Here is a 20,790-nt window from a genome sequence, read left to right on the forward strand (position 1 = left end):
AATACTTTAATCTTGTTAAGGCTTAGCAATGCTCATTATAAGCATCCATAAGGTTTTGTGCAATAAGTTCTGCAGGTCTACCTTCAATATGATGTCTTTCTAACATGTGTACTAATTCGCCATTTTTAAAAAGCGCCATACTTGGTGAGCTTGGAGGAAACGGTACCATGTGCTGTCTAGCAACATCAGTAGCTTCTTTATCAACACCAGCAAAAACCGTAACCGCATGATCAGGTTTTTTAGGATTGTTTAAACTCATTTTTGCTCCTGGACGTGCGTTAGCAGCAGCACAACCACAAACCGAATTTACAACCACTAACGTTGTACCTTCTTTTGCTAATGCAGCCTTTACCGCTTCAGGTGTATGTAATTCTTCAAAACCAACGTTTGTTAAGTCTTCGCGCATTGGTTTTACTAATTCTGCTGGATACATATTTATGTAATTTTTGTATTTATAAATCTATTCTTTGCAAAGATAAGCAAAAACCATGCAAAAGTTATTTTGGCGTTACCTTATAACACTTATGGTGTCATAAGGTCAGGCTATCGGCAGTCGCGCTTTGCAAGGCGCTCCAACAAAGCCTCTATCCTTAACGCAGTTACCAGCCAAAACCAGTAACAAAACCAACAAAAAGTATACTTACAAAGTATTATATTTACAACAAAAACAAATTAATGAGTGCATTAAAATGGATTGGTGCCACTTTAGGTTGGTCTTTAGGCGGACCAATTGGTGCAATAATAGGGTTAGCTTTAGGTAGTTTAGGAGACGCATTAGCAGACGGTAAAGAAACTTTGTTAGGCGACGGGCAACCAAAACAACAAAGACCAAGATACAGAACACGACCAGATTACCGTACACAGCAACAAAAAAGAGCACAAACCACTTCAGGAGATTTTGAAGTAAGTTTATTAATCTTAGCTTCTGTAGTTATAAAAGCAGACGGTAGCCAAGACCAACGCGAGCTTGATTATGTTCGTATGAAGTTTGTAGAAATGTATGGTAAAGACAGAGCTAACAAAGCCTTTAGATTATTTAAACAAATTAATAATCAAAATATAAATACGCGACAGGTTTGTTTGCAGATCAAAACTATGATGGATCATGCAGCGCGTTTGCAATTACTTCATTTTTTATTCGGAATAGCACAAGCAGATGATATTGTTGTAGATGAAGAAGAGCGTCAAATCTATACCATTGCAGGTTATTTAGGAATAAGCAGTCGTGATTATAATAGCATTAAAGCCATGTTTTATAATCAATCTGACAATGCTTATAAAATTTTAGAAATAGATAAAACAGCAACTGTAGACCAAATAAAACGTGCGTATCGTAAAATGGTGATGAAATATCATCCAGATCGTGTAGAGCATCTTGGCGAAGAACACAAACAAGGCGCAGAAGCAAAGTTTAGACAAGTACAAAAAGCTTACGAACAGTTACAGAAAGAACGTGGGTTTTAATTTGTCTTCCTGTGATTAATATAGAAGTCAACTTTTCAATTGTTTTAATATGAAATATAGCATTGCTCTTTTATTTTTTATTTGGAGTGTTTCAAGCACAGCGCAAGATATTTCTGGTGTGTACCTTTTGCATACAAATACTGAAAAATTCGAATTAAAGCGTACCTTAACGTTACATCAAGACGGAACTTTCAGCTTTCATAATTATAAAAGAGATGAAAACGGAATACCTAAAGAAACTAACACTTACGGTAAAGGATATTGGCAAATAGATAAAAAGGTTGTTTCTTTTTCATCTTCATCTCTAGACGATAAATTTACTTTAGATTTTAATGAAACTAATGCAAGATACATATCTAAATCACCAAGAGATACATCGGATAGAGTTATTAAAACAGCTTTACGTTTTTATCAATCTAACTTGTTTTGGGTAAAAGGTATGACTTTAGAAAAACAATAGAGTTACTTTAAAGTATAACGCATCCCAAAAAACACTCTAATTCCTTGGTTTGGTGCATAGACATAAGAAGGATCAAAGGTTAATGCATAAGGGTTATCTGGTGTTGCAACAACATTACCACTATTATCAAATTGAACATTTTCGTCAAAAGGATCGTTTGCTCTAGCAATGATAAAAGGGTTGCCTTTATTTGGTGTCCAGTCTAGTAAGTTTTTTACGCCACCATAAATGTCAAGGTTTTTAAACTTATCGTAGGTTAATTGTATGTTTTGTATGCTCCAAGTAGGCGAGTAGTCTTGTCTTGGATCTAAATCGCCTAAAGTTGGTAAACGCATTGGTCCATAAACATTACCCGTATAATCAATGGTTAAATGCGTTGGATAATGTTTATATGATATTCCCCAAGTTCCTGTAAAACGTTCGGTTAAAATTTGTCGTGTCGTTATGTTCTTTTCAGTTTGTGTAACATCTTGTACTGTCGCGCCAATATTAGCTTTAAAACCTGTTGCAAAAATAGCATCAAAGTTTAAGCTTAACCCTTTAGAAACCGAATGTCCATCTAAATTATCATATATAATTTGATTAGGATTAGTATCGTAATCTGGTAAAATTGCATTAGTAAAATAAGTATACCAAGCCGAAGCATCTAAAGTGAAAATCATACCTTTTTTAGTGTAAAATCTCTTTAGATAGTTAAGGTTAATATTGTACGATTGTTCTGGATCTAATGTCTCTTCAATTATTACATCTCTTGCTCCAGTTAGTGCAGCATGATCTTCGGTAAAAAGGTTTACAACTCTAAAACCTGTTCCTGCATTTAGTCTAATAATATCGTCTTCAGTTGGTTTGTATTTGTAAGCAATACGAGGTGTAAGGATAGACCCATGTCTGTTATCATAATCATACCGTACGCCTAACAATAAATTTTGTTTGTCGTTTAGCTTAATTTCATCTTGAACAAAAAGAGAAGGTATAGTAACTTCATCTGCATTTATAGTTGCAGTTGTATTATCGTTGTAATAGTTATAACGTAACGCTGCGCCAAATAATAAATCGTGATTTCTTAAAGGTTTATCCCAAACCAATTGCGTAAAACCAATACGTTGTTTTGCTAAATATGGCGTATCTCCATACACTGAGTTTTGATCATGATCAGAATATGAAAATTGCAGATTGATATGCTCATTAACCGGTAATTGATACTTACCTAAAATTTCAAATCGGCTAGTGTAAATGCTTTCGCCATAAACTTCGTTTCCACCTCGAAAATTTTTATTCCATTGTAATTCTCCACCATATCTATCTTCATAAAAATAGCGTCCAGCAATCGAAAATATGCGGTTATCTTGTCGTTTAAAATCCCATTTATTAAATATTGAAATTCGATCTTGAAGCGTTAAATCGGTAAAATTATCGTTGTTATTATCTATTGGATTATCATATTTAAAGTAGTTAGTTCCAAACAGCAACGTTGCTTTTTCGCCAACTTTAGCTTTAAAACCAGCGTCAACATTAAGTTCGCCCCAAGAATTTATAAAACTATCTGCAAAAACCGTTGGCGCATTGTCTGGACTTTTCGTGATAATATTTATTAATCCACCAACTGCTTCGCTACCGTACAAAGAAGATGCAGGACCTTTAACAATTTCGACTTGTTCTATTAAAGAATTTGGAATACCAGATAAGCCATAAACAGTAGATAAACCACTAACTATGGGCATACCATCTATCATTACTAAGGTGTACGGACCTTCAAGTCCGTTAATGTGTATATCGCCAGTATTACACACATTACAATTAAGTTGAGGTCTTACACCGTTTACGTTTTGCAACGCTTCAAAAATATTTGGAGTTGGGTTTTTTTTGAAAAATGTTGGCGTATACACTTCTACTGGAACAGCACTTTCTAATCGGTTTACAGCTTTTAATGTTCCAGAAACAACGACTTCATCTAAAGATTGGTCATTTATAAGTTGAAATGATAGGTTTTTAAAGTTTTTATCAACTATAATTTCTTTCTTTTCAGTTTTAAAACCAACGTAAGATGCAACAATTGTATAATTACCACTTGCGATGTTTTTAATTTCAAAATAACCATTTTCATTAGTTGTAGTTCCAATTTTGGTGTTTTCCAAATAAACGTTAGCGTAAGGTATACTTGCGTTTTCTGAAGAAACTGTGCCTGAAATTGTATATGTGTTTTGCGCAACACATATTACAGAAAATAGAGATATTAAGAGCGAAACTAGCTTCATTAGTCAATTATTTTTATGCAAATATAAACATATTTTTAGGCTTGTCTAAAAATATGTTTTTGAATATATTAAATTTGTATCTTTGTTTATCTAAAAATGAACTAGTGACTTTATCTGAAGAGAATTATTTAAAAGCAATTTATCATCTTGGTAAGCATGGAACTACTGCGGTAAGTACCAATGCAATTGCAGAGCAAATGGAGACTAAAGCGTCTTCTGTAACCGATATGGTTAAAAAATTAGCCGAAAAAGACTTGGTTAATTACGTAAAATATCAAGGTGTTAGCCTAACCAAAGATGGTAAAATTGTAGCGACTTCAATTATTAGAAAACATAGACTTTGGGAAGTGTTTTTAGTGCAAAAGCTAAATTTTACTTGGGACGAAGTACATGATGTAGCAGAACAATTAGAGCATATTAAATCTGATAAATTAGTCAACCAATTGGATGCGTTTTTAGAGTTTCCTACGCATGATCCACATGGAGATCCTATTCCGGATAAAAACGGAAATATGGTTACTAGAGAAAAAACAATTTTATCTAAAGTAAACATTAACAGTGTTGGTGTTTGTGTTGGTGTAAACGATTCTTCATCAGATTTTTTAAAATATTTAAGTAAGCATAACATAGCCTTAGGAACATCTATAGAAGTGGTTGGAAAAGAAAAGTTTGACGATTCTATGACTATAAAAATTGAAGACAAAACACTTCAAATTTCTAAATTAATTTCAAATAATATTTACATAAAACTAGTATAAAATGGATAGCATTATTCAATATTTTGAAAGTATAGATCCTATATTAGGTGCATTGTACGCCTCATTATTCACATGGATTTTAACAGCATCTGGTGCTGCACTAGTATTTTTATTTAAAGGAATGAATAGAGCCTTGCTAGACGGTATGCTTGGTTTTACTGGCGGTGTTATGGTTGCAGCCAGTTTTTGGAGCTTATTAGCACCAGGAATAGAAATGAGTCCAGGCGAAGGATTTGTAAAAGTGATTCCTGCTGCAGTAGGATTTGCTTTAGGTGCATTATTTATTTTTGGATTAGATAAAGTATTACCGCATTTACACATTAATTTTAAAGAAAGCGAAAAAGAAGGCGTAAAATCTCCTTGGCACAGAACAACCTTATTAGTTTTAGCAATTGCGCTTCATAATATTCCAGAAGGTTTAGCAGTTGGTGTGCTTTTTGGAGGTGTTGCTGCAGGAATACCAGAAGCTAGTATTGGTGGCGCTGTTGCTTTGGCATTGGGAATTGGAATACAAAATTTTCCAGAAGGTTTAGCTGTTTCTATGCCATTAAGACGTCAAGGCGTTAGTAAATTTAAAAGCTTTTGGTATGGACAAATGAGTGCAATAGTCGAGCCTATTTTTGCAGTTATTGGTGCTGTTGCAGTCACCTTTTTTATTCCAATTTTACCTTATGCATTAGCTTTTGCTGCAGGTGCTATGATTTTTGTAGTTGTTGAAGAAGTCGTGCCAGAAACCCAAAGAGATAAATATACAGACATAGCAACACTTGGATTTATTGGTGGATTTATTGTTATGATGACCTTGGATGTGGCTTTAGGATAGAGCTAACTACATCCACAATTATCAGTTCCGCAAGCTTTTTTCGATTTCTTTTTGTAGAAGAATTTTTTGATTAAAAATGAAATAGCTAAACCAAAGGTTAAAAAAACTAATATGTTTTGTAAAATGTTCATTTTATTTTAAAAATTGAAATGCCATTAAAGCAGTAATATAAGCAATTGAGGTCATAATTACAAGCTGTAAAATTGGCCATTTCCAGCTGTTTGTTTCTCGTTTTACAATTGCCAACGTACTCATACATTGCATTGCAAACGCATAGAATAATAATAAAGAAATACCAGATGCAAAATTAAATAAAGGTCCGCCAAGTATTGGATTTACTTCTCCTGCCATTCGGTTTTTTATAGTGTCTTCATCATCATTACCAACGCTATAAATGGTTGCTAATGTACCAACAAAGACCTCGCGAGCAGCAAAACTACTTACAATTGCAATTCCTATTTTCCAGTCGTAACCTAAAGGTCTAATAGCAGGCTCTATTGCATGTCCTGCAATACCAATAAAGGAATGTTCTAATTTTTGAGCAGCTATTTTTTGGCTTAATTCGTCTTCACTTAAATTTTGTAACGCGTATTCGGTTTTAATAATGTCTTCAGCATTATTAAAGTTTTCACCAGGACCATAGGATGCTAAAACCCAAAGTATAATAGAGATCGCTAAAATAATTTTACCAGCACCAAAAACAAACGACTTTGTTTTTTCTAATACCGTTAAGCCAACATTTTTAAACAATGGTAATTTGTAGTTTGGCATTTCTACCACAAAAAAGGTTTTACTTTTAATTTTAAGCACTTTATTTAAAATGTATGCCGAAATAATCGCAGTACCAAAACCTAGTAAATACAACAGCATTAAGGTTAATGCTTGGTAACTTAACCCTAAAAATCGTCCTTCTGGAATTACTAAAGAAATGATAATTAAATAGACAGGCAGTCTAGCCGAACACGTTGTAAAAGGTGTTACTAAAATGGTGATTAGGCGCTCTTTCCAGCTTTCTATATTACGCGTAGCCATTATTGCAGGAATAGCACATGCAGTTCCAGAAATTAGTGGTACAACACTTTTACCGCTTAATCCAAATCGTCTCATTATACGATCCATTAAGAAAACAACACGACTCATGTAACCACTTTCTTCTAGTATAGCTATGAATAGAAATAAAAATGCAATTTGTGGTATAAAAATGACAATTCCACCAAGTCCAGATATTATTCCTTCTGCTAATAAATTAGTAAATGCGCCTTCTGGTAATGTATTTTTAACCCAATCACTAAGATTAGCAAAAGCATTATCAATAAAATCCATAGGAACTGAAGACCAGTCGTAGATAGCTTGAAAAATTAGAAGTAAAATGATAAAAAAGATGGCGTATCCCCAAACTTTATGGGTTAAAATACGGTCAAATTTTGTGCGCAAATCTTTAGCTTGACTAACATCTATGGTTTGTCCAACTTTTAAGGTATTGTTTATAAATTGATAGCGCTTAATAGTTTCTTTTTGCTGTAGTCGTTTTAAATCGCTTTTAGATTTGGTTTTAAAACTAGCAATAGCTTCAATTTCATTTCTATCTGTTTTACCAAAGTTAACATCTTGTGTAATTACCAACCAAAGTTTATAAAGTAGTTGGTTAGGAAAGGCTTTACGTAGTTTGTTAAAATAATCTGGATCAATCTCAGATGCGTTTAAACACGGTTCTGTAGACAATTCTCTAAAATTAGAAATTAAATCTTTTAAACCTTCGATACCTTGTTTTTTTCTTGTACTTATTAAGGCGATTTTAGTGTTTAGCTCTTGTTCTAAATAAGGAATATCTAAAGAAATACCTTTGTAACTCATTCTGTCTGCCATATTAATAACAAGAATGGTTGGAATTTCTAAATCTTTTATTTGTGTGAAAAGTAAAAGGTTACGTTTTAAATTTTCTACATCACTTACTACGACAGCAACATCAGGAAAATCTTTATCGTTTTTATTTAAAAGAAGCTCTATAACTACATTTTCGTCTAACGAAGATGCATTAAGACTATAAGTTCCTGGTAAATCAATGATGTGCGCTTTAACGCCTCTTGGTAATTTACAGATACCTTCTTTTTTTTCTACAGTAATTCCTGGATAGTTTCCAACTTTTTGATTTAAACCTGTTAAGGCATTAAAAACAGAAGTTTTACCAGTATTAGGGTTACCTATTAAAGCGACATTTATTTGCTTACTCATGCAGTTTCTTTTTCAATTAAAATATGAATAGCAGTTTCTTTTCTAATTGCCAGATGACTACCGTTAATGTTTAAATACATTGGATCTGCAAAAGGCGCTAATTGAACCAACTGAACACTATTACCGGGCAAACATCCCATTTCTAGAAGTTTTAGAGGTATATGTTTTGAAGAAACATCTATTATAGTTGCTATTTCTCCTTTTTTTAATGTGTCTAGTGTATTGTTCAAGCTTATTTAGATTGATTTTAAAGAAGCAAAAGTAATGGAAAATTTTAGCCTAAAAAAATTGAAAGCTAAAAACTAATCTTCATATTCTTTTTTTAAAGTTTTTAAATCTTGTAAAAGACGTTTAATTTCATCTTTTTTGGTACCATCGTAATAGCCTCTTATTTGTCTCTTTTTGTCTATTAGCATAAAATTTTCGGTGTGTACCATGCCATAATCGTCTGGCATTCCATCATCCTTAACAGCTAAATAACTTTTTCTGGCTAATCGGTAAATTTCGCCTTTATCTCCGGTAACTAAATTCCATTTACTATCAATAACACCTTTTTTGATGGCGTAGCGTTTTAGCTGTGCAACACTGTCAATTTTTGGTGTAACAGAGTGAGAAAGCAGCATAACTTCATCATCATTTTTAATTTCTTTTTGAATATCTACCATGTTATCTGTCATAATAGGACAAATGGTTTGACAGGTTGTAAAAAAGAAATCGGCTACGTAAATTTTATCTTTATAAGTCTCTTGGGTAATTGTATCTCCGTTTTGGTTGATTAAACTAAAATCTGCTATTTTATGATATTTTATTTTGTGTTGAATGGTGCTATCAACCAATTCAGTACTTACATCTGCAGGTTGATAAATAGGTAAAGGTTTGTCTACCTTCAAAATGTTGTAAAAAATTGAAATAATTATAATTGAAATAATAGCAAATACGATAGCAAATTTTTTATAAGCTTTAAAAAAGTTAAGCATACCAAGTTAATTTAAATTCGGAATACAAAAATACGAGTAAAAAGAGGATTAACTACATGATATAGCTCATAAAATTTGTTAATTATACTTAAGCATAAGGTATTAAGTTTTTTATACTAAGCTTAAATACTTACTTTTGCCGACTACTATTGAATAACAATACTAAATGGAATTTATCATAAAAATTGGACAGTTTTTATTAAGTCTGTCATTACTAATTGTCTTACATGAATTAGGACATTTTATCCCTGCAAAAGCATTTAAAACCAGAGTCGAAAAGTTTTATCTTTTTTTTGATGTAAAATACTCTCTTTTTAAGAAGAAAATAGGCGAAACGGTTTACGGTATAGGATGGTTACCATTAGGAGGCTATGTAAAAATCTCTGGTATGATCGACGAAAGTATGGATACAGAGCAAATGGCGCAAGAACCACAACCTTGGGAGTTTAGGTCTAAACCAGCATGGCAACGCTTAATAATAATGTTAGGTGGTGTTTTTGTAAATTTCTTACTAGCATTAGTTATTTATATTGTAGCATCTTTTGTGTACGGAGATACAGATATATCTGCTTCAAGCTTAAAAGATGGGTTTGTAATAGAAAATCCAATCTTAACTAAAATAGGTTTTAAGACAGGAGATAAAATTACTAAGGTAGATGGAGAACCTGTAAAATATGAATCTGATATTAGACGAAATATTATTGGAGCTAATAATGTTACTATAAAAAGAGGAAAAGAAGAAAAAACAATAGAATTACCCATAGATTTTTTAGGACAATTATCTTCAAGTGATGATAGATCTTTATTTGATTTGCGTCAACCTTTTATAGTTGAAAAGATAATGGATACTTCTTTAAATAAATCTGTTGATCTACAAAAAGGAGATATTTTTAAATCCATTAATGGTAAACCAGCAGAATACTTTGATCAAGTAGCTCCGATTTTAGAAGATACAAAAGGGCAAACTATTAATGTAACTATACAAAGAGGTAATACTACAATTAATAGAGATTTAAAAGTTGATCAGTATGCTAAACTTGATGTTGTAACAACAAGAAGTTTAAAAACTTTTGAAGAATTAGGTTATTTAAAAATTATAACAAAAAATTATTCTTTTGGAGAAAGTTTTGGCGTTGGATTTAAAAAGTTTACCAGTCAAATCACCTCATATTTTGGACAATTAAAAGCAATTTTTAATCCTAAAACAGGAGCATATAAAGGTGTTGGTGGTTTTAAAGCTATTTACGATATATTTCCAAGCACTTGGAGCTGGCAAGCCTTTTGGGGATTAACCGCATTTTTATCTATAATGTTAGGTGTTTTAAATTTATTGCCAATACCAGCATTAGATGGTGGTCATGTAATGTTTTTATTATACGAAATGATATCTGGACGTAAGCCTGGAGAGAAGTTTTTAGAAAAAGCTCAAATGGTTGGTTTCTTCATTTTAATAGCTTTAGTGCTGTTTGCAAATGGTAATGATATAGTAAAAGCAATTTTTAATTAAATTTTTTAAAATTATTATTTGTAGTATTTAAAAAAACATATATATTTGCGCTCGCAACAGCGAAAATAAACACTCCTCCTTAGCTCAGTTGGTTAGAGCATCTGACTGTTAATCAGAGGGTCCTTGGTTCGAGCCCAAGAGGGGGAGCTTTCATGGACACCCCGTCATTTTGGCGGGGTGTTTTTATTTTCAATCTCTTGAAAGGCGCATGTTTACTAATGATTAGAGAGATGAAGGGATCCAAATTAGCGGTTCGATACTTGTTTTCTAAAAAAACGAGTTTTTCAGGGAATATCGAACCAACAATCTTTTTTTTAATATTTGAAGGCGAAGTTTTATAGAGTCTGTCTATACCGTGAAGAAATGAGATACCAAGTTTCAGATATTCTTCAATGTTTTTATCAAGGCTTTTAATATTAGTCATTTCACTCTTTAGGTCATTGATTTTCATCTGAGTTTTTCGTTTCAATGTTTTAAAGATAGATGCCTCAATCAAATCATCTAAAAATTTATTCTCTATAGATTCCATTCTAGCGTTTAGCGTCTCTAGCTCCCTATTGATTTGTTTAATACGCAATTGCCTATCTTTCTTTTCTCCATTAAAAGTTTCATCAAGAAGTTCCTTGTAGAGTTTTTTCACATCTTCCTTAATAACAAACTCCTTTAATAAGTTTTCAAAAAGAGCGTTGACTTCATCTGCTTTATAACGTTCCTTACATTTGGGTTGACAATGATAATAGAAATGACGTTTTCCATTTCTACCCTTGGAAGCGCTACCTGTTAATGCCCTTCCACAAGACTTGCACTCCAGATAGCCACGAAGAGGAAGCTCTTCATCAATTTCAGAAAACTTATGAATTTTAGCTTTCTGTTTCCCTTTTAGTAGACGTTGAACACTATCAAAAGTATCCTCATCAATAATTGCTGGATGAAGTCCCTGAACCAACACTTCCTCTTCCTTTCTCCAGGGTTTGATGTATATTTTCCCACAATACACAGGATTTTTTAAAAGGTTAAGCATGGTGTTTTTAGAGATTTTTAATCCTTTATGATAGTATTTCTTCCTTACTTCTTCAGCAGAAAGTATTCCTTTAGAATAATCTAAGAAAGCTTTTCTAATAAGAGGAGCCATAGTTTCATCAAAAGCTAAGGTTGACTTTCCTTGAGGATTTCTATGGTTAATGTAACCCTTAGGAGCTAAACCAACAAAACAGCCTTCCTTCATAGCACGACGTAAACCTTCTTTGGTACGAATACTATTTTTGTCATTTTCAACTTCAGGAATAACTAAATAGACTGCTAACATGACTTTGGAGTCAGGTTGAGAGAAGTCTAATGGCTGCTCTACAGCATTAACTTCAATTCCCTTTTCTCTAAATTCACGAATAATTCGATAGGCTTCTTCAACATTTCTAGAGAATCTATCCCATCTAGTAATATAGAAATAATCAATATTTTTTCTATTAGCTTCGATGTAAGTTAGAATTTCTTTAAAGACAGGACGGTCAAAGTTTTTAGCGGAGAAATCTTCTTTGAAGTGTTTGAGAATTGAAATATCTTTATGTTGGCAAAACATTTCAAGAACTTGTTTTTGATGAGGTAAACTAAAGCCTTTGTTAGCTTGTTCATCTGTAGAAACGCGAGTGTATATTATTGCGTTGGACATGATTTTGATTGTAAAAAGCGTTCGTATTCAATTATGGCATAAAACAAAAGCTTAGACTTAACCCTATTAAGGTTAATTTTAGAAAAGGAGTAAGTGTCTTGCTTTGTTTTTGACATAATATGCATAATATACGCTAATATATGCTTTAAAACACATTAAAACAAATTTTAAGTGTTTTATTTAGCATATATAATAAATTATACTTAAGTTTGATAAAACTAGAGATCTATGAATTCAGTACAAGAGACGCTTTCCAACAACCTTAAGCAGATAAGAAAGAAAAAGAAGATAAGTCAACAATATATAGCGGAGCGAAGCGACATGTTAGCTTCGACTTACAATAGAATAGAAAATATGAAGGTGACGCCTTCAATTGAAACCATAGAACGGATTGCGAATGCAATAGAGGTTCCTTTCGTAGAATTATTTAAATCAAGACATGTAAAGGACAAGTCATTACTTGATAAGTTAGAAATGATAAATAGTTTGTCTGACTACAATAAAAATGTGGTAGAGATATTACTTAATACCATAATTGAAAAGGATAAATTAGAAAACGCTAAAGAGTTTAAAGTCCAACAAAGGCTCGAAGAGTTAGATAAGCTTAAGAAACGTTAAGCAGCACTACTATGGATTATAGTAGTGCTGACAATAAATAACTATTATAGGAGTCTACGGTTTTGTTGTTCAATGAGTTGATAAAACTTATAATTCATCTTTTTAATAGCATCTGTATAGTTGTCAGATGTAGCAATAACAGCACCATTAAGGATTAATTCAAAAAAACACTTTTGTTTTTGAATAAGGGTCAAATCGCCAAAACAGCGAATAATCAACGGGAATTCAGTAGAATCTGTTTTCATAGTTATATTATTTAAAATTACAAAGGAAAAGCATACTATATGCTAGTATTATTTTAAATAAGGACTATGAACCTTCCAGCAAAGCCAAGCTTTTAAAGGCTTGACAGATATTAAATTTTAGATAAATTGTTGAATAAATTTGAAACAAATATATATATTTGATAAAATTAAACTGTACGTTTTTTGATTCGAACCTTAACGTACGAACAATTTATTTCATTCATGGGCTGGAAGATTTCAGCCCTTTTTTTATGTCTCTATGTTGTTTATTTATAATTCATTTTTCTTTGATTTAAGTCCATAAAAAAAGACCGTTTTCTATTTTGCGCGTAGAAAACGGTCTTCTTAAAAAAGTGAGTTGCCTATCGCCTAAAAAATAAGATTTTACTTGTATTAAATACAATGATTGTGCTCAACGTTTCAAGTTTTAATGGTTGTAATCTTATCGACTTAGTCGATTGACAGATTTTTCTAATATAAAATTAAAAAAAATATTGAAGTGACAAAAGTAAATTGAATAAATGTTATAGACTTTAAATTTAGCGAGTTTTAAATTGATCTAATTCTTAAAAAAAGAAGAACAAGTCATAAATTAATAAAGAATTTACTAATAGACTTAATCTGAGTTTTAAAAGTTTTGAGTAGTATCAATGTTTTTGTACTCTTCATAAAACCCTTGTAAATTCACAATATTTTTGATAAAATTAACTCGTACGTTTTTGGTTCAAAGTTTAACGTGCGAACAATTTATTTGTATTTGGGGCTGGAAGATTTCAGCCCTTTTTTATTTGCGACTAATAAAAAAACAAAGACCTTATATTTTTGAGGTCTTTGTTTCTAAGAATTTACTTTTTATGAAAAAGAGTTTTGTGTGCCTAGGCACCTTATAAGTATACTATATTGAAATTATAAGGAAATAGTCACCAACAAATTAACAGGATGTATTAATTAAAGCACGTGTAATTGGACCAACGTAACCATCTGCAAAAATGCCTAAAGTTATTTGCATACGCTTAATAGCACCATCAGTTATCGGTCCAAGGATTCCGTCTACAACTCCGCTATTGAAACCTAAACGATTCATGTGAGTTTGTAGTATTTTAACTTCACTAACTTGTTCTTTAGTATAAGAGTGATAATAACCATCGCGAGCACCAGCTTTTAAGTTTTGAGTGAGTAAATGAGGTGCATCACATAACTTCCCTTCACCGATTTTTGGTTTAATCTCACTGATAGTTAGAGACTCATCGATAGTGGTATCTTCAGATGTGCCAAAAATCTCTTTTAGAGTTGCTTTGGAAACTTTTATAGAACCACTACTTGATGATTTTTTCTTAACAATGACAGTTCGTGTTATTTGAAGTGCATCATTGCCTGAAATATCTTGAGCATCGTAGTAAATGATATACGAACCTTCTACAGTAGTATCTACATTTCCGGTAATAATTACAGTACAAGAGCTATCATTATCATCACTACAGACAGCGCCATCTTCGGTATAGGTGTCATTTAGATATAAGGTTTGTGTATGATTACCGTTAAGTGTAATCACAGGAGGGACTATATCGGTATTAACCACATGAACTGTTCGGCTTATTTGAGTTGCGATATTACCAACGGAGTCTATTGCATCATATGTTAGAGTATAAGTGCCAATAACTGAAGTATCTATTGTGCCACCAGAAGTCACAGAACAGGTGGGATCTATATTATCAGTACATGAAGCACCTGCATCTGTATACATAGTACCAACTTCAATAGTCTCAGGATCATTTCCACTCAAAGTAATTATTGGGGCTTGTGTATCTTGTAACCATAGCTTATTGTCATCAATACCGTAATCTCCATTAGCTATATAAATATCCAATTCATTATCATTATTAACATCTCCTACTACAAGACTAAAAGAATACCCCGTATCTCCAATAATATTATCTTGAGTAAAATTACCGTTACCATCATTAATCCAGATAATATTTTGACGGTTATAGTACATGGCAATTAGGATATCTAAATCACCATCATTATCAATGTCTACCAATTCTGAATCTTGAGCAGTATCACCATAATCATCTGTTATGGTTTGTGAACTAAAGTTTGCACTACCATCATTTATCCAAAACTTGTTTAGATTCATTGAGCTATAATCGTAATAAGCCGTTAAATATAAATCTATATCGCCATCGTTATCAATATCTCCAGTACTAACACTACCTCCAGGACAACCACCATTAGCATCTAAACATAAGTCATTGGTGATGTCGTTGTTAGTAAACGTTCCATCCCCATTTCCCATCCAAAGCTTGTTTTGTTTATTGTATTGACGTGTAGTTTGGTAGATATCTAGATTGCCATCAGCATCTAAGTCAGTCATAACCACATCGTAATAAACAGCAACACCATCTAAAGGAATAGTAGTTCCTAGTGTGAAGTTGGCATTACCGTCATTAAGCCATAGAGTATTTTGGGTTGAGGCTCCATAAGGAACATTGTAAATGTCAATGTCTCCATCATTATCAATGTCACCTACTGCAACACCACCATAAGCAGATGAACCTTCATCAGGTTCTGTAGAAATATTACCATTAGTAAATGTGCCGTCACCGTTACCAAGCCAAAGCTTGTTTTTCATGTACCATTCCAGTACATAGATATCTAGATTTCCATCAGAATTAAAATCAGCCATAACAACATCTGTAGTATTACCAGTATCATCTCCAGAAATATCAGAATTTGTAAACGTTCCATCTCCATTTCCTAACCAGAGTTTATTTTGTTCAATACGGTTGCCTACATAAATATCTATATTTCCATCATTATTAACATCACCCATAGCTACAGCTCGGGATTTTAAAAGATCGTTTGGAATGTCATTAGATACGAACCCAGCATAGGTCAACTGTGCCAGACTAATAAAAGCTAATAAAATTGTTGTTTTGTAGATTGTTTTCATAAATAATTTAAACCAAAGGTTAATAGTTTAAATCATAACAAAATCCATTTCTTTTTCAAGAAAAAGTCCTTGCCTAGGAAGGACAAGGACTCAAAATTTCAACAAGGGATTCACTTAGAGTTAGTGAATTTAATTATGTCTCATTTACGAGACATTAATAATTAATTAATCCATCGAACTAATATTTTGTGAAAACGCTATTAATCAACTTTAGGGATTAGTTCTAATAAGACGTTTAAATTTATGTAAGTACATATAATTATTTATACTCAATGTAATAAACGGCTCTAGGAGATAATAAATGAGCTATTTTTTTAAATTAACCTAAACCTTTAAGTTATGAATAAGTTTATCCTTTACAAACAGCTGTATATGTATTAGAATTTATAAAAATCTGGATTATCTAATCCAAAATCTACATTGATAAATTAATATATAAAAAAATGAAAGATACTAAAAACACTTCTGCTGAGACTGTATTAACAGCTGAAAACTATTATGATAATTATGGTAGTTTTTATGACCTTAATCTTACTAGAGGAAGAATGAAGAAACTCTCTTTTCCAGATAACCTTCTTGATTTCTTACGAAAACCAAAATCTATAAATTTTCTAGTATTAGGTTCTGCAACTACCAAAAATATTAATGCGGTAACACAAATTGGATTTGATCTTAGAACAAAAGCTAATATACAAAATGACATCGTTAATATTATTGATATTAATGACATTTCTGTTGCTTTGCATGAGGAATATGTGAATTATTTAGATAAAGAAAGTTCTTGGGGTGATTGTAAAACACCAAGAGAAGCATCTCTACCCACTTTTCCATATCCTCAATTTAATGTTGAAAAAATGGATATGTGTCGTTTAAAATATGAAAATAATTCTATAGAAGTTGTAATTTCTGATTACACATTAAACTTCTTAAGTTCATTTGATGATTTAAGGAAGGTATTTCAGGAAACATCACGTGTTTTAACTCCTAAGGGGATTTTTATTTGTGTTTTTAAATTCAGTGAAAATCCAAAAGATAATCCAGAAATAGAAACTAGAGAGGCTAATTTAAAAGTTTATAAATTTCATCTTAAGCAATACCTTTCAATTGCAAGTAAAATTAAAATGGGGTTGGTACCAATAACTCCTATTGAAAAAGGAGGTGATACAATTTGTGTTTTTCAAAAACTCTAAAGTGAATATTTTATGAAAAGTAAATTACTTATTGGAGTAGTGGGTTATTGCCCTCCAACAAAATTTGATATTCACTTGGCAAATAAGATGATAAATGAAGCCTACGATATTATTGAAAAAAAATTCCCAGAAACACCTAAAATGGTTGTTTCAGGTCTTACTAATGTTGGTGTATTAAAAATAGCATATGAACAAGCTATTTTACGTAAATGGAGCACTAAGGGAGTAGCTTGTAGTCTGGCTAACAATTACCCACTGTTTCCAGTTGATGAACAAATCATTATTGGTGATAATTGGGGAGATGAAAGCGAGGAGTTCCTACTTAATCTTGATTGTATGATTCGCATTGGTATGGGTGATCAATCAATAAGAGAGTGTAATATTATCCGAGAAAAAGGTTTACCTACTTTCGAATATAATCTTCCTGCTTTGTAAAAAATTAAATACAAGCCTATCGAAAAGTCTATTTCGATAGGCTTTTTGTTTTAGCTTTCGTAACAATTGTGCCCCATTGTTAATGTTGGTATTTATAGTCTTTTAGTTCACAGTGATATTAAAACAACTGCAATCTATCTAGCTTTAGAGAAAAAATATTTACGGAGTCAGTTTATGAAGTTTAGTATTTAATTTTAAAAAACAGGTAAAAACCTGTTTTCTAAATTAATAGTTTTAACAACTCATATTAATAGCTGCACGGGTAAATGGCCCAACGATACCATCGATGACAAGTGGTGTAATTTGACCTTCTAAGAGGGTATTCAGTCTTGTTTGCAAACGTTCTACCCCTCTATGGGTCAGTGAGCGGAAGTAGTCATCTACTGGACCAGCTGCTTGTGGACCATATTGTTCGATAAGCAATCGATTAATATGTGCTTGAAGAATTGATATTTCACTTACAATTCCTTTATTGTAACTACTATAGTGTCCATTAGTGTCTCCATACTTCATGAAATCGTGGATAATAAGGTGTGCTGGACATTGTTCGCCTCCAAAAGGATTATCTTGGGTTGGAATTACTGTTTCAGTATCATATTCACACAATGATTGTTTGTGGCGGCCAAATGCGTTGTAATTGGTAGCTGACTCATCCTTACAAGTATAGTGAACAGATGAACCTCCACCAGATGATGGGTGTGGATCATCTTCATCCAATGGGTCAGTACCATTTTGAAGTTCTTCATAATCAGTATCACCGTCACCATCGGTATCTTGAGTATCATCATTAACATTATTCTCATCAGTAGCAGGCACTCCTTCATTGGGGAACAGAATTGTTTCTATATAGTCAGGAACTCCTCCTGAATCGGTATCAATAAAATCAGTTTCATTAGTTTCATCAGTCCCATCAACTATTGTTTCTACATAGTCCGGTACTAAATCACCATCGGTATCTTGGTAATCTGTTCCATCATTTTCATCAGTAGCAGGATCACCGTTATTAGGTTGATAAGTTGTTTCTACATAATCAGGAACACCGTCGCCGTCTGTATCGGTAAAACTTAGACTATCACTAGGATCTGTTGCTGGAGAATCATTCTCTTCAACATAGTCAGGTACTAAATCTCCGTCAGTATCAGTGTAATCAATTGGATCATTTTCATTAGTCCCCTCTGCAATTTCAATATCATCTGGAACACCATCATTATCGGTATCTGTGAGACTATCTGATACAAGTATCTGATCAATTTCAACAGCCTCAACTCCTGTAGCTGAAGTTAGGTACCCACGCCAAACAAAGGTTCCAGAAGCGTCAAAGCTAGAAAGGTTACTATTGATTTCAGTTGCTGTTGATGTCTCTGTTCCGTCTGTTGCTATGGTAGCAGTCCAAGCAGAACCATTCCAGTACTGCCATGTGGTTCCGTTATCAGAAGAAATTTGGTAACCTGTGGTTCCATTATTATTTGTTCCAAGAGTTTCTGTAAAGATTTGTAGTGGTTGTGTATATGTAAATCCTGTATTGGACTCTAGATATGGTGAATCAGTATAGTAGGGTTGGGAAATATCAAGTATCTCAAATCCGTCTTCACTAAAAGCATTTACCAAGAGATAGTCTCCTAATGGAAAGATTCCTCTTGCTCCATTTAAAGCAGTAGTCCCGTCATCAGTTATTGAACCCACACCAATTGGATTTAATGGATCAGAGATATCAATTACTTGTATCCCATCATCAACCTGAGAACTCACATAAGCATAATTACCTTGAATTTTAACATATTCAGCCCCATCAAGTTCGAGCACAGCATCATCTGTTAAATTACCTAAACCAACTGGATTTAACGAATCTGAGATGTCGATTACCTGAAAACCATCATCTATAGACGACACTACATAAGCATAATTACCTGATATAGCTACACTTCCGTCAATAGTTACACCATCTAATTCTAGACTAGGATTATCAAACAAAACACCAAGACTAATTGGATTTAAAGGATCCGAGATATCTATTACTTGAAATGCATCATCAATAAGGCTTCCTACATAAGCATAATTTCCTTCTATATTAACTGAGGCAGCGTAACTTAAACCTAAAGATGCAGTATCAGAAATGTAACCTACACCAATCGGGTTTAATGGGTCAGAGATGTCAATGATCTGTAAACTATGTTCAAATGTACCTGTAACGTAGGCATAGTTTCCAGACACATCAAGTCCTGAAGCTCCATTAATGTATAAGCTAGGGTCATCAAATAAAGTGCTTATATGAACTGGGTTTAATGGGTCAGAGATGTCAATAATTGATAATGAATCTGTATTAATTGCGGTAACATAGGCATAGTTTCCTTGAATTTTTAAAGACACGACGTGGTCTACTCCAAAAGGAGTAAGATCAATAAAACTTACCTCAAGAGGATTATTAACATCAGAGATATCAATTACCTGAACTCGGTTAATGTTTCGGGCAGCTACGAATGCATAATTACCAGATACATCAATTCCATATGCACCATCGAGAGAACTTGAATTTATGATAGATGATACATGTTTAGGGTTATAGTCTTTTTTTAAGGCACCTAGGCTATTATTGATTTCAGCTTTTGTGTTATCTGATATTGAGTAATTTGCAGGTGTATCAAAGTTCCAAACTTGAGAAGCTGCAAATACGGGTATTGAAGTTAAAGCAAATACAGCAATTAGAGATGATAGAAATAGTTTTTTCATGTTTTAAAAATTAAAAATTTGATAATACAGATATCATATCAAAGTGTCTAAAGTTTTTCAATATGTTCTTATAATGAATGAATCATGATATACTAGAGGTGTTGACATTTTATTAGTTTTTAAGACTAGTAATAGGTATCGGATGATTTATGTTCAACGCTTAGATCTATTAATCGATGTCTATTTTGATTGTAATTATAGTATGAGTACCGAACAGTTATATTTAAAAGGAAATGAAGAGCATTGGATTTGTATTTGTGGGAATGACACCATGGATTTAGGATTTCAAACTTGTGATAAGAAAGGTAATTTTATAGAACCAACGACTCATTCCCTCTGGCAAGGACATTATGCGTGCCAAAATTGTGGTAGAATAATAGAAGACTCTGACACTAGAAAAATAGTAGAACAGAACCCATTTGCGTTAAGGTATGATGATTATTTAAAAAGTTTAAAAAAATAAAAGAGCAATTAAACTCT

General features: G+C 32.6%; 18 protein-coding genes and 1 tRNA gene. 10 read left to right on the plus strand and 9 right to left on the minus strand.

Going from position 1 to position 20,790, the window contains the following annotated elements:
• Positions 1-22: 22 nt before the first annotated feature.
• A complete protein-coding gene (locus tag FHS04_RS03805; RefSeq protein ID WP_027879194.1) occupies positions 23-433 on the minus strand; it encodes a BrxA/BrxB family bacilliredoxin in 411 nt (136 codons plus the stop codon).
• A 242-nt stretch (positions 434-675) separates the two neighbouring features.
• Here FHS04_RS03805 and FHS04_RS03810 point away from each other — a divergent pair, with 242 nt between their 5' ends.
• Together FHS04_RS03810 and FHS04_RS03815 are read left to right on the plus strand one after the other, a co-directional pair.
• Positions 676-1,464: a TerB family tellurite resistance protein gene (locus FHS04_RS03810; protein ID WP_106680573.1), complete on the plus strand. Its 789-nt coding sequence runs from the start codon at positions 676-678 to the stop codon at positions 1,462-1,464.
• 49 nt (positions 1,465-1,513) lie between these two features.
• Complete coding sequence (locus tag FHS04_RS03815) at positions 1,514-1,924, plus strand: hypothetical protein (RefSeq protein ID WP_106680571.1); 411 nt, start codon at positions 1,514-1,516, stop codon at positions 1,922-1,924.
• A 2-nt stretch (positions 1,925-1,926) separates the two neighbouring features.
• On the opposite strand, the gene FHS04_RS03820 is transcribed toward FHS04_RS03815, so the two are convergent.
• Positions 1,927-4,179 carry a TonB-dependent receptor gene (locus FHS04_RS03820; RefSeq protein WP_106680569.1) on the minus strand — a complete coding sequence of 751 codons (2,253 nt, stop codon included), beginning with the start codon at positions 4,177-4,179 and terminating at the stop codon, positions 1,927-1,929.
• Positions 4,180-4,283: 104 nt separating this feature from the next.
• Here FHS04_RS03820 and FHS04_RS03825 point away from each other — a divergent pair, with 104 nt between their 5' ends.
• Both FHS04_RS03825 and FHS04_RS03830 read left to right on the plus strand, forming a co-directional pair.
• A complete protein-coding gene (locus FHS04_RS03825) occupies positions 4,284-4,937 on the plus strand; it encodes a metal-dependent transcriptional regulator (RefSeq protein WP_106680566.1) in 654 nt (217 codons plus the stop codon).
• A gap of 1 nt (position 4,938) precedes the next feature.
• The gene (locus FHS04_RS03830; protein WP_027879189.1) at positions 4,939-5,760 is read left to right on the plus strand and encodes a ZIP family metal transporter; all 822 of its coding nucleotides are present in this window, start codon (positions 4,939-4,941) and stop codon (positions 5,758-5,760) included.
• Positions 5,761-5,892: 132 nt separating this feature from the next.
• Here the strand turns inward: FHS04_RS03830 and feoB are convergent, their stop codons facing one another.
• The 3 genes from feoB to FHS04_RS03845 all read right to left on the minus strand — a co-directional run bounded on the left by feoB (position 5,893) and on the right by FHS04_RS03845 (position 8,969).
• Positions 5,893-7,992 (minus strand): ferrous iron transport protein B, encoded by a 2,100-nt coding sequence (feoB, locus tag FHS04_RS03835; protein WP_106680561.1) that lies wholly within the window; start codon positions 7,990-7,992, stop codon positions 5,893-5,895.
• Positions 7,989-8,222 carry a FeoA family protein gene (locus FHS04_RS03840; RefSeq protein ID WP_106680559.1) on the minus strand — a complete coding sequence of 78 codons (234 nt, stop codon included), beginning with the start codon at positions 8,220-8,222 and terminating at the stop codon, positions 7,989-7,991. The genes feoB and FHS04_RS03840 overlap by 4 nt, the downstream gene beginning before the upstream one ends.
• A 72-nt stretch (positions 8,223-8,294) precedes the next feature.
• Positions 8,295-8,969, minus strand: a complete 675-nt coding sequence (locus FHS04_RS03845; RefSeq protein ID WP_106680557.1) for an SCO family protein — start codon at positions 8,967-8,969, stop codon at positions 8,295-8,297.
• A gap of 166 nt (positions 8,970-9,135) precedes the next feature.
• On the opposite strand from FHS04_RS03845, the gene rseP reads away from it, so the two are divergent.
• Together rseP and FHS04_RS03855 are read left to right on the plus strand one after the other, a co-directional pair.
• On the plus strand, positions 9,136-10,476 hold the full coding sequence (gene rseP / locus FHS04_RS03850; protein ID WP_106680553.1) for an RIP metalloprotease RseP: 1,341 nt from the start codon (positions 9,136-9,138) through the stop codon (positions 10,474-10,476).
• A gap of 73 nt (positions 10,477-10,549) precedes the next feature.
• Positions 10,550-10,623 (plus strand) — tRNA-Asn (locus tag FHS04_RS03855).
• Here FHS04_RS03855 and FHS04_RS03860 read toward each other — a convergent pair.
• Entirely contained in the window at positions 10,589-12,142 is a 1,554-nt protein-coding gene (locus FHS04_RS03860) for a recombinase family protein (protein ID WP_106680551.1), read from the minus strand. The two genes, FHS04_RS03855 and FHS04_RS03860, sit on opposite strands and share 35 nt — an antisense overlap.
• Positions 12,143-12,370: 228 nt before the next feature.
• Here FHS04_RS03860 and FHS04_RS03865 point away from each other — a divergent pair, with 228 nt between their 5' ends.
• A complete protein-coding gene (locus FHS04_RS03865; protein ID WP_106680549.1) occupies positions 12,371-12,760 on the plus strand; it encodes a helix-turn-helix domain-containing protein in 390 nt (129 codons plus the stop codon).
• Between the two features lie 44 nt (positions 12,761-12,804).
• Here the strand turns inward: FHS04_RS03865 and FHS04_RS03870 are convergent, their stop codons facing one another.
• Together FHS04_RS03870 and FHS04_RS03875 are read right to left on the minus strand one after the other, a co-directional pair.
• Positions 12,805-13,005, minus strand: coding sequence for a hypothetical protein (locus FHS04_RS03870; RefSeq protein WP_106680547.1), 201 nt, complete (start codon positions 13,003-13,005; stop codon positions 12,805-12,807).
• A gap of 931 nt (positions 13,006-13,936) precedes the next feature.
• Positions 13,937-15,958 carry an FG-GAP-like repeat-containing protein gene (locus FHS04_RS03875; protein ID WP_106680543.1) on the minus strand — a complete coding sequence of 674 codons (2,022 nt, stop codon included), beginning with the start codon at positions 15,956-15,958 and terminating at the stop codon, positions 13,937-13,939.
• Between the two features lie 443 nt (positions 15,959-16,401).
• Between FHS04_RS03875 and FHS04_RS03880 the strand changes: the two genes are divergently transcribed.
• Positions 16,402-17,148, plus strand: a complete 747-nt coding sequence (locus tag FHS04_RS03880; protein ID WP_106680540.1) for a class I SAM-dependent methyltransferase — start codon at positions 16,402-16,404, stop codon at positions 17,146-17,148.
• Between the two features lie 12 nt (positions 17,149-17,160).
• Entirely contained in the window at positions 17,161-17,583 is a 423-nt protein-coding gene (locus tag FHS04_RS03885) for a hypothetical protein (protein ID WP_106680538.1), read from the plus strand.
• Positions 17,584-17,817: 234 nt separating this feature from the next.
• Here FHS04_RS03885 and FHS04_RS03890 read toward each other — a convergent pair whose 3' ends face one another.
• Positions 17,818-20,310 carry a hypothetical protein gene (locus FHS04_RS03890; protein WP_106680536.1) on the minus strand — a complete coding sequence of 831 codons (2,493 nt, stop codon included), beginning with the start codon at positions 20,308-20,310 and terminating at the stop codon, positions 17,818-17,820.
• A 202-nt stretch (positions 20,311-20,512) separates the two neighbouring features.
• Between FHS04_RS03890 and FHS04_RS03895 the strand changes: the two genes are divergently transcribed.
• Entirely contained in the window at positions 20,513-20,773 is a 261-nt protein-coding gene (locus tag FHS04_RS03895) for a hypothetical protein (protein WP_146131321.1), read from the plus strand.
• The last annotated feature ends 17 nt before the right edge of the window (positions 20,774-20,790 follow it).

Source organism: Mesoflavibacter zeaxanthinifaciens subsp. sabulilitoris (assembly GCF_014191595.1).
In the GTDB taxonomy this organism is placed as follows: domain Bacteria; phylum Bacteroidota; class Bacteroidia; order Flavobacteriales; family Flavobacteriaceae; genus Mesoflavibacter; species Mesoflavibacter zeaxanthinifaciens.